Here is a 12,879-nt window from a genome sequence, read left to right on the forward strand (position 1 = left end):
GACTTGCCAAGGTGCTGCGCCGCCATTATCTAGTGTCCGTGTCTCACAGGTTGATTCCATGCACGGTTCCGCCGACCAGCTAGCCCCGCGCGCGCGCCATCTGCTGCGCACGCTCATCGCGCGTTACATCCAGGACGGCGAGCCGGTGGGCTCGCAGACGCTGGCGCGCGTGGCCGGGCTGGAAGTCAGTCCGGCCACCATCCGCAACATCCTGGGCGACCTGGAAGACCTGGGCCTGCTGGCCTCGCCGCATACCTCGGCCGGGCGCATTCCCACCGCCCACGGCTACCGGGTGTTCGTCGACAGCCTGCTGCAGATGCAGCCGCCGGGCGAGGGCGAGCTGGCCCGCCTGCGCTTGGAACTGGCCGGCGGCGGCAGCACCCAGGCCCTGCTGGGCAGCGCCTCGGAGCTGCTGTCGGCCATGAGCCATTTCGTCGGCGTGGTCAGTGCCCCGCGGCGCGAGCAGTTCGCCTTCCGGCAGATCGATTTCGTGGCCCTGGACGGGCGCCGGGTGCTGGCCATCCTGGTGTTTGCCGACAATGAAGTGCAGAACCGGGTGATCGAGACCCGCCAGGATTTCGCCCCGGGCCAGCTGGAACAGGTCGCCAATTACCTGAACGCGCATTTCGCCGGCCTGCCGCTGGCCGAGATCCGCACTCGCCTGCTGCTGGAGCTGCGCGATGCCCGTTCCGAGCTGGAACAGCTGCTGGCGCACAGCATCGAGCTGGCCGAGCAGGCCCTGCAGCCGCCGGCCGATGACATGCTGGTAGCCGGGCAAACCCGGCTGATGGGGGTGCAGGACCTGTCCGACCTGGAGCGGCTGCGCGAACTGTTCGAGCTGTTTTCCAGCAAGCGCGAGATCCTGCAGCTGCTGGAGCGCACCATCCAGGCCCCGGGCGTGCGCATCTTCATTGGCGAAGAGACCGGCATGATGCCGCTTCAGGGCGTCTCGCTGGTCACCGCGCCCTATACCGCCAACGGCCAGGTACTGGGCGTGCTGGGGGTGATCGGGCCCAAGCGCATGGCCTACGACCGCATGATTCCGCTGGTGCAGGCCACCGCCGACGTGCTGGGCGCGGCCTTTTCGCCGTCCGGGCGCACCCCGGGCACATCCGACGCTTGAAACGCAGCATCCCGCCCATACTAGGGTGGGTGGAGGCGGGCTGTGACCGCCAGGGACCCAGACATGAACCACGAAAACCCCGATATCGAATCCCAGCAGAGCGCGGCCGATGCAGCGGCTGCGGCCGGCGTGAGTGACGAAACCGAGCGCCTGCGCGCCGAGATCGAGCAGATCAAGGCCGACGCCCTGCGTGAGCGCGCGGACCTGGACAACCAGCGCAAGCGCGTGGCCCGCGACATCGAGCAGGCCCGCAAGTTCGCCAACGAAAAGCTGCTGGGCGAGCTGCTGCCGGTGTTCGACAGCCTGGATGCCGGCCTGAAGGCCGCTGGCGATGACGCCCATCCGCTGCGCGAGGGCCTGGAGCTGACCTACAAGCAGCTGCTGAAGGTCGCCGCCGACAATGGCCTGGTCCTGCTGGACCCGACCGGCCAGCCGTTCAACCCGGAACACCACCAGGCCATCAGCCAGGTGCCGACCCCCGGCGCCGCCCCCGGCAGCGTGGTCACCGTGTTCCAGAAGGGCTACCTGCTGAACGAGCGCCTGCTGCGGCCGGCGCTGGTGGTGGTGGCCGCCGACTGACCCGGCGTCCCGGGCGAACGGCCGCTGGGCAGGGCCCGGCGCTAACCGCCCCTGCAATGTTTTCCAGGCGCTGAACACAGCGTTCGGGGGATGGCTTGAATGTTCCACGAGCCTCCCCCACATCCCATTCATCCACCGGCACACCGGCCGGACTGAACCCAACAAGCATTCTTCAGGAGTCTCCCCATGGGCAAGATCATTGGTATCGACCTCGGCACCACCAACTCGTGCGTGGCGATCATGGACGGCGGCAAGGCCCGCGTCATCGAGAATTCGGAAGGCGATCGCACCACCCCGTCGATCGTCGCCTACACCAAGGACGGCGAAGTGCTGGTCGGTGCCTCGGCCAAGCGCCAGGCCGTGACCAACCCCAAGAACACCTTCTACGCGGTGAAGCGCCTGATCGGCCGCAAGTTCACCGACGCCGAAGTGCAGAAGGACATCGCGCACGTCCCGTACAGCATCCTGGCCCATGACAATGGCGATGCTTGGGTGGCCACCAGCGACGGCAAGAAGATGGCCCCGCAGGAAATCTCGGCCAAGGTGCTGGAAAAGATGAAGAAGACCGCCGAGGACTTCCTCGGTGAGAAGGTCACCGAAGCGGTCATCACCGTGCCGGCCTACTTCAACGACAGCCAGCGCCAGGCGACCAAGGACGCCGGCCGCATCGCCGGCCTGGACGTCAAGCGCATCATCAACGAGCCGACCGCGGCCGCGCTGGCCTATGGCCTGGACAAGGGTGACAACAAGGATCGCAAGATCGTGGTGTACGACCTGGGCGGCGGCACCTTCGACGTCTCGGTGATCGAAATCGCCAACGTCGATGGTGAAAAGCAGTTCGAAGTGCTGGCCACCAACGGCGACACCTTCCTGGGCGGCGAAGATTTCGACAACCGCGTCATCGAATACCTGGTTGAAGAGTTCAACAAGGACCAGGGCATCGACCTGCGTAAGGATCCGCTGGCCCTGCAGCGCCTGAAGGACGCTGCCGAGCGCGCCAAGATCGAGCTGTCCAGCGCCCAGCAGACCGAAGTGAACCTGCCGTACGTCACTGCCGACGCCTCCGGTCCGAAGCACCTGAACATCAAGCTGACCCGCGCCAAGTTGGAAGCGCTGGTGGAAGACCTGATCAAGAAGTCGATCGAGCCGTGCCGCCTGGCCCTGAACGATGCCGGCCTGCGTTCGAGCGACATCAGCGAAGTGATCCTGGTCGGTGGCCAGACCCGCATGCCGAAGGTGCAGCAGGCGGTGACCGAGTTCTTCGGCAAGGAACCGCGCAAGGACGTCAACCCGGACGAAGCCGTGGCACTGGGTGCGGCGATCCAGGGCGGCGTGCTCGGCGGCGACGTGAAGGACGTGCTGCTGCTGGACGTGACCCCGCTGTCGCTGGGCATCGAAACCATGGGCGGTGTGTTCACCAAGATCATCGAAAAGAACACCACCATCCCGACCAAGGCTTCGCAGGTGTTCTCCACCGCCGAAGACAACCAGTCGGCCGTGACCGTGCACGTGCTGCAGGGTGAGCGCGAACAGGCCCGCTTCAACAAGTCGCTGGCCAAGTTCGACCTGTCCGGCATCGAGCCGGCCCCGCGCGGCCTGCCGCAGGTGGAAGTGTCCTTCGACATCGACGCCAACGGCATCCTGCACGTGTCGGCCAAGGACAAGAAGACCAACAAGGAACAGAAGGTCGAGATCAAGGCCGGTTCGGGTCTGTCCGAGGAAGAAATCGCGCGCATGGTGGCCGATGCCGAAGCCAACCGCGAAGAAGACAAGAAGTTCCAGGAACTGGTGCAGGCCCGTAACCAGGCCGATGCCCTGATCCACGGCACCCGCAGCGCCATCACCGAACACGGCAGCAAGGTGGGCGGCGATGTCATCGGCAAGGTGGAAGCGGCCCTGGCCGATCTGGAAACCGCGATGAAGGGCGACGACAAGGCACAGATCGAAGCCAAGTCGAAGGTGCTGGAAGAAGCCGGCCAGGCGCTGTTCGCTGCTGCTTCGGCTGACCAGGGCGGTGCCCCGGGTGCCGACGCCGGCAATGCAGGCAAGGCGCAGGATGACGTGGTGGACGCCGAGTTCACCGAAGTCAAGGACGACAAGAAGTCCTGATCCGGACCGACACGGGGCGCTGCCTGGCAGCGTCCCGTTGTCGCATCAGGGTCCTGACCGCCACCCGGCGTGTCGGGGCGCCCGACGCAAGAGCGGACCTGGTTCCGCTCTTCCGCTTTGACGAATCCCGACTTTCCGGAAGCTGATCCACCCTATGAGCAAGCGCGATTACTACGAAGTGCTGGGCGTTGCCCGCACCGCCACCGACGAAGAGCTGAAGAAGGCCTACCGTCGCTGCGCGATGAAATTCCATCCGGACCGCAACCCGGGTGATGCGGCGGCCGAAGCCTCCTTCAAGGAGTGCAAGGAAGCCTACGAAACGCTGTCCGACGGCACCAAGCGCCGCATGTACGATGCCCACGGCCACGCCGCGTTCGAGCACGGCATGGGCGGTGGAGGTGGTCCGGGCGGCCCGGACATGAACGATATCTTCGGCGATATCTTCGGCAATATTTTCGGTGGCGGCGGTGCGGGCCCGCGCCAGGCCCGTCGCGGTGCCGACATCGGTTACGTGATGGAGCTGGACCTGGAAGAAGCGGTGCGTGGCGTCGAGCGCCGCATCGAGATTCCGACCCTGGCCGAGTGCGGCGACTGCGATGGCAGTGGTTCGGAAGACGGCAAGGTCGAGACCTGCAACGTCTGCCATGGCCGTGGCCAGGTGCGCATCCAGCGCGGCATCTTCGCCATGCAGCAGGCCTGCCACAACTGCAACGGCCGCGGCCAGATCATCGCCAAGCCCTGCAAGACCTGCCACGGCAACGGCCGGGTGGAAGAAGACAAGGTGCTGTCGGTGAAGGTGCCGGCCGGCGTCGACACCGGCGACCGTATCCGCCTGTCCGGCGAAGGCGAGGCTGGTCCGGCCGGTACGCCGCCGGGCGATCTGTACGTGGAAGTGCGCGTGCGCGAGCATGCGATCTTCCAGCGCGACGGCGACGACCTGCACTGCGAAGTGCCGATCCGCATTTCGCAGGCCGCGCTGGGCGATACCGTGCGCGTGGCCACTCTGGGCGGCGAAGCGGAAATCCGCATTCCGGCCGAAACCCAGACCGGCAAGCTGTTCCGCCTGCGCGGCAAGGGCGTGCGTTCGGTGCGCAGTCGCAGCGAAGGCGACCTGTACTGCCGCGTGGTGGTGGAAACCCCGGTGAACCTGACCGCCGACCAGCGCAAGCTGCTGGAGCAGTTCGAGGCGACCTTCAACGGTGAAGACGCACGCAAGCACTCGCCGAAGTCGGCCACCTTCATGGACGGTGTAAAGGGCTTCTGGGACCGGATGACGTCCTGAGGTTTCACCGCAGACGATGAACGGTAGCGCCGGGCCATGCCCGGCGTTTTCGTGTGCGATCAGCGGAAAAACGCCGCCGGCGTCTGCCCCAGCTGGCGCTTGAACATGCTGGTGAACGCGCTGGGGCTGTCATAGCCCATGGCCAGCGCCACATCGATGACTTTCTCACCCACCGCCAGGCGCTCCATCGCCGCCAGCAGGCGGGCCTGCTGCCGCCATTGGCCGAAGGTCATGCCCAGCTCGCTGGCGAAATGGCGCTGGATGGTTTTCACGTCCACCGCCAGCGCCTGCGCCCAGTCCTGCAGCGTGGCCTCTTCGCCGGGGTGCTTCTGGATGTGCTGGCAGATGCGCTGCAGGCGCGGGTCGGTCGGCGTTGGCAGGTGCAACGGCAGCACATCCATGCGATGCAGTTCGTCCAGCAGCAGGCGCACCACGCGGCCGTCGCGGCTGTCGTCTTCGTGCTCGCCCTGGATCTGGCTGGCCGCGTGCAGCAGTTCGCGCAGCAGCGGCGCCACCTGCACCGCGAACGGTTCGGTGGCCAGCTGCGGGGCGAAGGCAGGATCGATGTACAGGCTGCGCATGTGCACGTCGGCAATGCAGTCCACCCCGTGCGCCATGCCGGCCGGCATCCAGATCGCGCGGGTGGACGGCACCACCCAGCGGCCCACTTCCGAGCGCACCACCATCAGGCCCGACATGGCATACACCAGCTGGTGGCGGCGATGCCGGTGCGGCGACACCCGGGTGCCGGCGGGGTAGTCCTTCACCCGGCAGGTCACCGGCCGATGGCCGGGCACCTCGTTCCAGGGCGCGGACTCCCGGATCGCGCAGGGGGTGTCCTTTTTGCGATATGGCATGACCAGAACGCGGCGGAAGGGAAGGGACGGGCACCGTAGCATGCGTGGCTCGCCCCCATCCTGACTGCGCACCATGTCCAGCCTGGCTTCCCCGGTTCCACGCACCCGCAGCACGTCCCCGGGCGTGCTGGCGGCGATTTCCACCTCCCACGTGGTCAACGACATGATGCAGTCGCTGATCCTGGCCATCTATCCGGTCATCAAGGGCGGTTTCAACCTCAGCTTCACGCAGATCGGCCTGATCACGCTCACCTACCAGCTGACCGCGTCGATCTTCCAGCCGCTGGTGGGTCTGGCCACCGACCGCAGGCCGGCGCCGTATTCGCTGCCGATCGGCATGGCCTCGACCCTGTGCGGCATGCTGCTGCTGGGCTTCGCACCGAACTACGCCATGGTGCTGCTGGCCGCGGCGCTGGTGGGCGTCGGCTCGGCCATCTTTCACCCGGAAGCCTCACGCATCGCGCGCCTGGCTTCGGGGGGCCGCCATGGCTTCGCGCAATCGGTGTTCCAGGTCGGCGGCAATTTCGGTACCGCGCTGGGCCCGCTGATCGCCGCGGCGGTGATCGTGCCGTACGGCCAGCACGCCGCATCGTGGTTTGCCGGCTCGGCGCTGATCGGCATTGCCCTGCTGACCTATGTCAGCCGCTGGTACGCGCTGCACCTGGGTACGCCGCGGCCGGCCGGGCAGGGCACGGTCGCCCCGCGTCATCCCGGGCGCACGGTGGCGCGGGTGATGGCCATCCTGCTGGTGTTGATCTTCAGCAAGTACTTCTACATGGCCAGCATCGGCAGCTACTTCACCTTCTATCTGATCCACCACTTCGGCATTCCGGTGGCACAGGCGCAGCTGCATCTGTTCGCGTTCCTGGTGGCATCGGCGGCTGGTGGCTTCCTGGGCGGGCCACTGGGTGACCGCATTGGCCGCAAGCCGATCATCTGGGCCTCGATCCTGGGCGTGGCGCCGTTCGCGTTGGCGTTGCCGCATGCCGATCTGCTGTGGACCACGGTGCTGGCGGTGCTGATCGGTTTCGTGCTGTCGTCGGCGTTCTCGGCCATCGTGGTCTACGCGCAGGAAATGATGCCGCACCGGATCGGCATGGTGTCGGGGTTGTTCTTCGGTTTTGCCTTCGGCATGGGCGGGCTGGGTGCGGCGGTGCTGGGCCTGCTGGCGGACAAGACCAGCATTGAGTTCGTCTACCAGTTGACCGCGTTCCTGCCGCTGCTGGGCATTGTTGCCGCCTGGCTGCCACCGTCGCGTCCGGCTGCAAACTGAGGGGGGTGTTGGTCTGCAGGGCTTGCAGCCCTGCACCTGCTGTAGAGTCGAGCCATGCTCGACTGAAGCAACGTCAAGAGCGGGTTTCCGGTGGGTAGGCGGGGCGGTGTCGGATTGCGAGGACGCCGCAAGTCCCCCTCCGGGGCCCGGCCCAGCCGCTGGCGGCTGTGCGTTCGGGCGCTTGCGAAGCAGTGCTTCGCAAGCAAAGCGCCCTCACCCTTGTAGGCTTGGCAGCGGCATCCATGCCGCTGACACCCCGCAATCCGACACCGCCCCGCCTTCAACAGAGTGCCGCGATCTGTTGGAACCACACGGGGTCGGATCCCGTTGCTGCGCAACGTGCTCCGACCCCATTTTGAATGTCGATATTTGACAGATTTCATCCACGCATGGCGTGGATCTACTGTGCCGACCAACGGTCGGCACCCAGCAACAGCACGCGGAATGTGTGAGAGGTGGGGCTGTGTGGGTGGACAGGACCGCAGGCGCCATGGGCCCGAGGCATGCCTCGGGCGGGTTGGGCAGGACGCCCAACCCCGGTCTTGCCGTGTGCGCAGGACAGCGCACACGAGCAAGGCGCCTACGAGCCTCCATGGATGGATTCACGGCGTGTCCTGCCCACCCACACGGCCCCGCCTACCCACGCAATGCTGCTGTTGCTGTTGCTTTGGCCGTTGCCGTTGCTTCAGTCGAGCATGGCTCGACTCTACAGGGGTGCAGGGCTGCAAGCCCTGCCGAAAACTCCCTTGGGCGTAGAATGCGGGGATGAGCGAATCCCTCGAAAACCACTTGCTCCACGGTCGTCGCCAGCGGCCCGACGGGCCCTCGCCGATCGATGTCATTTCGGTCCAGTCGCAACTGGTCTACGGCCACGCCGGCAACAGCGCCGCAGTGCCACCAATGCGTGCGCTGGGCCTGCGCGTTGCCGAAGTGCCGACCGTCCTGCTCAGCAACGCGCCGTTCTACGACACCACCCGCGGCCGTGTGCTGCCCGCCGACTGGTTCGCCGACCTGCTGCGTGGTGCCGCCGAACGTGGCCTGCCGCAACGGGCGAAGATGCTGGTGTCCGGCTACTTCGGCAGCGCCGCCAACGGCGCGGCGTTCGCCGACTGGCTGGACACCCTGCTGCCGGCCTGCCCGCAACTGCGCTACTGCCTGGACCCGGTGATCGGCGATACCCATACCGGTCCCTACGTGGAGCCGGGGCTGGAAGCCATCTTCGCCGAACGGCTGCTGCCGCACGCCTGGCTGGTCACGCCCAATGCCTTCGAGCTGAATCGTTTGACCGGCATGCCCGCCTTGGCCGAGGCCGATGCCATCGCCGCCGCGCGCACGCTGCTTGATCGCGGCCCGCACTGGGTGATCGCGCATAGTGTGGGCGGCAACCCGGGCGAACTGGTCACCCTGGCCGTGGGCCGCGAGGAAACCTGGCGCTGGACCTCGCCGCTGCTGCCGGTGGATGTGGCCGGCACCGGCGATGTGCTGATGGCCCTGGTCGTGTCGTTCCTGCTGCGCGGTGAATCGATGCAGCAGGCGATCTCGCGTGCCGTGGCCGGCACCCATGCGGCGCTGGAGGCGACGCTGGCGCAGGGCTTCGAGGAATTCGATGTGATTGCCGCGGCCCCGGCCGCGCTGGCCGACGGCGCCCGCTTCCAGGCCGAACGGCTGGCATGACTGCTTCGCAGGCACGCACGCCGCGCACGGTCGGCATCGTTGGCAGCGCCGGCGCCTACGGGCGCTGGCTGACCCGTTTCTTCCAGCAGCACATGCAGCTGCAGGTGATCGGCCATGACCCGGCCGACCCCAGCTCACATTCGCCGGAGCAGCTGCTGGCACAGGCCGACGTGCTGGTGTTCTCCGCACCGATCCGGCATACGCCGGCGCTGATTGCCCGCTACGTGGACCAGTCGGGCGGGCGCGAGGCCGGGCGCCTGTGGCTGGACGTGACCTCGGTGAAGGAAGCACCGGTACAGGCGATGTTGGCCTCGCAGGCCGAGGTAGTGGGGCTGCACCCGATGACCGCGCCGCCGAAGGCGCCCACGCTGAAAGGCCGGGTGATGGTGGTCTGCGAGGCACGCCTGCAGCAGTGGCAGCCGTGGGTGGATGCGCTGTGCAGCGCCCTGCAGGCCGAGTGCGTGCGCGCCACGCCGCAGCACCACGACCAGATGATGGCGCTGGTGCAGGCGATGGTGCATGCCACCCACCTGGCCCAAGCCGGCGTGCTGCGCGAGTACCAGCCGCAGTTGGGTGACCTGGCGGCGATGATGCCGTACCGCTCGGCGTCCTTTGAACTGGACACGGCGATCATTTCGCGCATCCTGTCGTTGAACCCGTCCATCTACGAGGACATCCAGTTCGGCAACCCGTATGTGGCGCCGATGCTGGAAAAGCTGGTCGGTCATCTGCAGCGCCTGCAGGTGCAGGTGGGGCAGGGCGACGATGCGGCGCGCGGTGCGTTCCGCCAGCAGTCGCTGGCGGCCAACCACGCGGCCTTCGGCGAGCCCGCGCTGGCGGCGGGAAACTACACCTTCGAGCGGGTGGGTTACCTGCTGGCCGACCTGACCGAGCGCAACGCGCTGTCGGTACACCTGCCGGAAGATCGCCCCGGTTCGCTGCGCGAGCTACTGAACGTGTTCGAGCAGCATGGAATCAGCCTGGCGTCGATCCATTCCTCGCGCACGCCTGCCGGCGAAGTGCACTTCCGCATCGGCTTCGTGGCGGGCAGTGATGCCGCTGCCATCGCCCTGGCGGCGGCGGACGTCGATGCCAGTGGCATCGGCCGGGTGCTGGCCTAGTCGCATTCATCCACAGGGGATGTGGATGGTTTCTGCGTAAAGGTGTGGATAACCGCGCGCAGCCCTTGGCAGACAATGCTGTCAAGACGATTGGTGAAAAATTGGCCACATCTTTTTGTAGCGTCGAGCCATGCTCGACCGAGGCCCTGTGTCGACCAAGGTCGACACCTACCGGTGACTGGCCCGGGCCATGCCGGGTGGCCGCATCAAATCGTCAGATGCAGTTCGCCGCCGGTGGTGGTGAACTCGCGGCCGTTGCGCACCAGGTGCCGACCATCGTCCAGTTCGTAGCGCGGGGTGGCCTCGGACGCATGCCCGCTGCCATCGGCATCCGGCTTGAATTCGATGATGACATGGGTTTCGCCGTGGTTGTCCACGGCGGGAAACTGACGGAACGACATCGCCCAGCTCCTGTCTGCAGCCGGTTCGCTGCGATTCCAGCGTGGGCTGCCCCGCGTTAGCGGGGCGTCATCAATCGATGAACTGCAGGCGCGCCAGTTCAGCGTACAGGCCACCTTCGGCCAGCAGCTGCGCATGGGTGCCTTCGGCCACGATGCGGCCGTGGTCCATCACCACGATGCGATCGGCCTTGAGCACGGTGGCCAGGCGATGTGCGATCACCACCGTGGTCCGCCCGGCCATCAGGCGTTCCAGTGCCTGCTGCACGCCATGTTCGCTCTGCGCGTCCAGCGCGCTGGTGGCTTCGTCCAACAGCAGGATCGGTGCGTCCTTCAACAACGCACGGGCAATGGCTACGCGCTGCTGCTGGCCGCCGGAAAGGCGGGCACCGCGCTCGCCCAGTTCGCTGTCGTAACCCTGCGGCAGGGCACGCAGGAAGGCGTCGGCTTCGGCGGCGCGGGCGGCGTCTTCCACCTCGGCATCGCTGGCCTGCAGGCGGCCGTAACGGATGTTGTCGCGTGCGCTGGCGGCGAACAGCGTGGGCTGCTGCGGCACCAGTGCCAAGTGCGCGCGCAGCGCGGCCGGGTCGGTTTCGCGAACGTCGATGCCGTCCACGCAGACGCGGCCCTGTTCGGGATCGTGGAAGCGCAGCAGCATCGACAGCACCGTACTCTTGCCGGCGCCGGAGGGGCCGACCAGGGCCACGGTTTCGCCGGGGCGCACGTGCAGGCTGAAGTGGTCCAGTGCGGCCTGGTCGGGCCGCTGCGGGTAGTGGAACACCACATCGTCAAACTGGATCTCGCCGCGCAGCGGCTGCGGCAGCGCACGCGGCTGCGCGGGCGCGCGGATTTCGATGTCTTCCTGCAGCAGCTCGCCAATGCGGCCCATGCCACCGGCGGCGCGCTGCAGTTCATTCCACACTTCGGCCAGTGCGCCAACCGAACCGCCACCGATCAGGGCATACAGCACGAACTGGCCCAGGGTGCCGGCGCTGAGGCGGCCGGCGATGACGTCGTGGGCGCCGAGCCAGAGCACACCGACGATGGCACCGAAGATCAGCAGGATGGCGCTGGCGGTGACCAGCGACTGCGCACCGATGCGCCGGCGCGCGGCACCGATGGCATCGGCCAGGGCGTGGTCGAAGCGGCCGCGTTCGTATGGCTCGCGTGCATGCGCCTGCACCGTGCGCACCGCGCCCAGGGTTTCGCTGGCCAGGCTGTTGGCATCGGCAATGCGGTCCTGGCTGTTGCGCGCCACCGTGCGCAGCTTGCGTGCGCCGATGATGATCGGCAGCACCGCCAGCGGAATGCCCAGCAGTGACCATGCGGCCAGCCGCGGGCTGGTGACGAACAGCATGCCCAGGCTGCCGACCACGGTCACGCTGCTGCGCAGGGCGACGGACATGGTGGAGCCGACCACGCTGCGCAGCAGCTCGCTGTCGGCGGTCAGACGCGAGACCAGTTCGCCGCTGCGGCTGCGGTCGTGGAAGCCTGCGCCCAGCTGGATCAGGTGCGCGTACAGCTTGCTGCGCAGGTCGGCCACCACTTTTTCGCCCAGCAGCGATACGAAGTAGAAGCGGGCGGCGGTGGCCAGGGCCATCACCACGGCCACCAGCATCAACAGGGCGAAGGCGCGGTTGATCTGGCCGCCGCTGCTGAAACCATGGTCGATCATCTGCTTGACCGCCGGCGGCAGGCTGAGCGTGGCCGCCGAGGAGATGGCCAAGGCCACCAGCCAGGCACTGAACAGGCCGCGGTGGCGACGTACGAAGGGCCACAGCGTGCGCAGGCTGCCCAGGCGGCGCAGCGGCGGGGTCGAGGCGGTGGCGTCGTCCTTGTCAGTCATGCAGGTCGTCGTTGTAGATGCGGATACGATCACGGGTGGCGTCGCGCAGGCGCGTTTTCAATGCTTCCACCTGCTCTGCGGGCAATTCCACCCGCAGCCGCACACCGTGGCTGTCGAACTGTTCATCGCGCTTTTCGGCCCCGTGCGCGGGCAGGGCGGCGTGCAGGGCGCCCAGATCCTCGAAACCGGCGGCCAGTTGCAGCCGTGCCAGTTCCACCAGGGGCTGGCGTGGCGCGGTGCGCAGGCATTCTGCGGCAGTACCGCCATAGGCGCGTACCAGACCGCCGGCGCCCAGCTTGATGCCGCCGTACCAGCGCGTGACCACCACCACCACCCGATCAAAGCCCTGGCCATCAATGGCGGCCAGGATCGGCCGACCGGCGGTGCCGGCGGGCTCGCCATCATCGCTGGACCGGTAATCCTGGCCGTGCCGGTAGGCCCAGCAGTTGTGGGTGGCGTCGGCCACGGCGACCTGCTGCAGGAACGCCAACGCCGCCGCGGCACCGTCGATGGGCGCGGCATGGGCGGTGAAACGGCTGTGCTTGATCTCCAGCGTATGGCTGACGGGCTGGGCGAGGGTGTCGGGCATTGCACCCATTCTACGGCGTTGCTGCCTG

The 12,879-nt window shown here is 67.2% G+C and carries 11 protein-coding genes; 7 read left to right on the plus strand and 4 right to left on the minus strand.

Annotation, left to right across the window (positions count from 1 at the left end; genetic code table 11):
• Positions 1-58 precede the first annotated feature (58 nt).
• The 4 genes from hrcA to dnaJ all read left to right on the plus strand — a co-directional run bounded on the left by hrcA (position 59) and on the right by dnaJ (position 5,093).
• Positions 59-1,123 carry a heat-inducible transcriptional repressor HrcA gene (gene hrcA, locus C1932_RS08085; protein WP_108752821.1) on the plus strand — a complete coding sequence of 355 codons (1,065 nt, stop codon included), beginning with the start codon at positions 59-61 and terminating at the stop codon, positions 1,121-1,123.
• A gap of 63 nt (positions 1,124-1,186) precedes the next feature.
• A complete protein-coding gene (gene grpE / locus C1932_RS08090; protein ID WP_108749334.1) occupies positions 1,187-1,702 on the plus strand; it encodes a nucleotide exchange factor GrpE in 516 nt (171 codons plus the stop codon).
• Positions 1,703-1,888: 186 nt separating this feature from the next.
• Positions 1,889-3,811: a molecular chaperone DnaK gene (gene dnaK / locus C1932_RS08095; RefSeq protein WP_108761782.1), complete on the plus strand. Its 1,923-nt coding sequence runs from the start codon at positions 1,889-1,891 to the stop codon at positions 3,809-3,811.
• Positions 3,812-3,965: 154 nt separating this feature from the next.
• Positions 3,966-5,093 carry a molecular chaperone DnaJ gene (dnaJ, locus tag C1932_RS08100; protein WP_108761783.1) on the plus strand — a complete coding sequence of 376 codons (1,128 nt, stop codon included), beginning with the start codon at positions 3,966-3,968 and terminating at the stop codon, positions 5,091-5,093.
• Between the two features lie 59 nt (positions 5,094-5,152).
• On the opposite strand, the gene C1932_RS08105 is transcribed toward dnaJ, so the two are convergent.
• Positions 5,153-5,950, minus strand: coding sequence for a helix-turn-helix transcriptional regulator (locus C1932_RS08105; protein ID WP_108761784.1), 798 nt, complete (start codon positions 5,948-5,950; stop codon positions 5,153-5,155).
• A 73-nt stretch (positions 5,951-6,023) separates the two neighbouring features.
• Between C1932_RS08105 and C1932_RS08110 the strand changes: the two genes are divergently transcribed.
• The 3 genes from C1932_RS08110 to C1932_RS08120 all read left to right on the plus strand — a co-directional run bounded on the left by C1932_RS08110 (position 6,024) and on the right by C1932_RS08120 (position 10,018).
• Complete coding sequence (locus C1932_RS08110) at positions 6,024-7,223, plus strand: MFS transporter (RefSeq protein WP_108761785.1); 1,200 nt, start codon at positions 6,024-6,026, stop codon at positions 7,221-7,223.
• A gap of 765 nt (positions 7,224-7,988) precedes the next feature.
• The gene (gene pdxY, locus C1932_RS08115; protein ID WP_108761786.1) at positions 7,989-8,897 is read left to right on the plus strand and encodes a pyridoxal kinase; all 909 of its coding nucleotides are present in this window, start codon (positions 7,989-7,991) and stop codon (positions 8,895-8,897) included.
• Positions 8,894-10,018: a prephenate dehydrogenase gene (locus C1932_RS08120; protein WP_108761787.1), complete on the plus strand. Its 1,125-nt coding sequence runs from the start codon at positions 8,894-8,896 to the stop codon at positions 10,016-10,018. The genes pdxY and C1932_RS08120 overlap by 4 nt, the downstream gene beginning before the upstream one ends.
• A 206-nt stretch (positions 10,019-10,224) precedes the next feature.
• On the opposite strand, the gene C1932_RS08125 is transcribed toward C1932_RS08120, so the two are convergent.
• From C1932_RS08125 to C1932_RS08135, 3 genes are all read right to left on the minus strand, one after another.
• The gene (locus C1932_RS08125) at positions 10,225-10,419 is read right to left on the minus strand and encodes a hypothetical protein (RefSeq protein ID WP_108761788.1); all 195 of its coding nucleotides are present in this window, start codon (positions 10,417-10,419) and stop codon (positions 10,225-10,227) included.
• A gap of 70 nt (positions 10,420-10,489) precedes the next feature.
• Positions 10,490-12,262, minus strand: a complete 1,773-nt coding sequence (locus C1932_RS08130) for an ABC transporter transmembrane domain-containing protein (protein ID WP_108761789.1) — start codon at positions 12,260-12,262, stop codon at positions 10,490-10,492.
• Complete coding sequence (locus tag C1932_RS08135) at positions 12,255-12,851, minus strand: YigZ family protein (RefSeq protein ID WP_108761790.1); 597 nt, start codon at positions 12,849-12,851, stop codon at positions 12,255-12,257. Before C1932_RS08135 ends, C1932_RS08130 begins: the two co-directional genes overlap by 8 nt.
• Between the last annotated feature and the right edge of the window lie 28 nt (positions 12,852-12,879).

Source organism: Stenotrophomonas sp. YAU14D1_LEIMI4_1 (genome assembly GCF_003086815.1).
Classification (GTDB): Bacteria; Pseudomonadota; Gammaproteobacteria; order Xanthomonadales; family Xanthomonadaceae; genus Stenotrophomonas.

Bases quoted from the DNA above. Each gene is read 5' to 3' on its own strand.
- hrcA (WP_108752821.1), top strand. From the start codon at position 59: ATGCACGGTTCCGCCGACCAGCTAGCCCCGCGCGCGCGCCATCTGCTG.
- grpE (WP_108749334.1), top strand. From the start codon at position 1,187: ATGAACCACGAAAACCCCGATATCGAATCCCAGCAGAGCGCGGCCGAT.
- dnaK (WP_108761782.1), top strand. From the start codon at position 1,889: ATGGGCAAGATCATTGGTATCGACCTCGGCACCACCAACTCGTGCGTG.
- dnaJ (WP_108761783.1), top strand. From the start codon at position 3,966: ATGAGCAAGCGCGATTACTACGAAGTGCTGGGCGTTGCCCGCACCGCC.
- C1932_RS08105 (WP_108761784.1), bottom strand. From the start codon at position 5,950: ATGCCATATCGCAAAAAGGACACCCCCTGCGCGATCCGGGAGTCCGCG.
- C1932_RS08110 (WP_108761785.1), top strand. From the start codon at position 6,024: ATGTCCAGCCTGGCTTCCCCGGTTCCACGCACCCGCAGCACGTCCCCG.
- pdxY (WP_108761786.1), top strand. From the start codon at position 7,989: ATGAGCGAATCCCTCGAAAACCACTTGCTCCACGGTCGTCGCCAGCGG.
- C1932_RS08120 (WP_108761787.1), top strand. From the start codon at position 8,894: ATGACTGCTTCGCAGGCACGCACGCCGCGCACGGTCGGCATCGTTGGC.
- C1932_RS08125 (WP_108761788.1), bottom strand. From the start codon at position 10,419: ATGTCGTTCCGTCAGTTTCCCGCCGTGGACAACCACGGCGAAACCCAT.
- C1932_RS08130 (WP_108761789.1), bottom strand. From the start codon at position 12,262: ATGACTGACAAGGACGACGCCACCGCCTCGACCCCGCCGCTGCGCCGC.
- C1932_RS08135 (WP_108761790.1), bottom strand. From the start codon at position 12,851: ATGCCCGACACCCTCGCCCAGCCCGTCAGCCATACGCTGGAGATCAAG.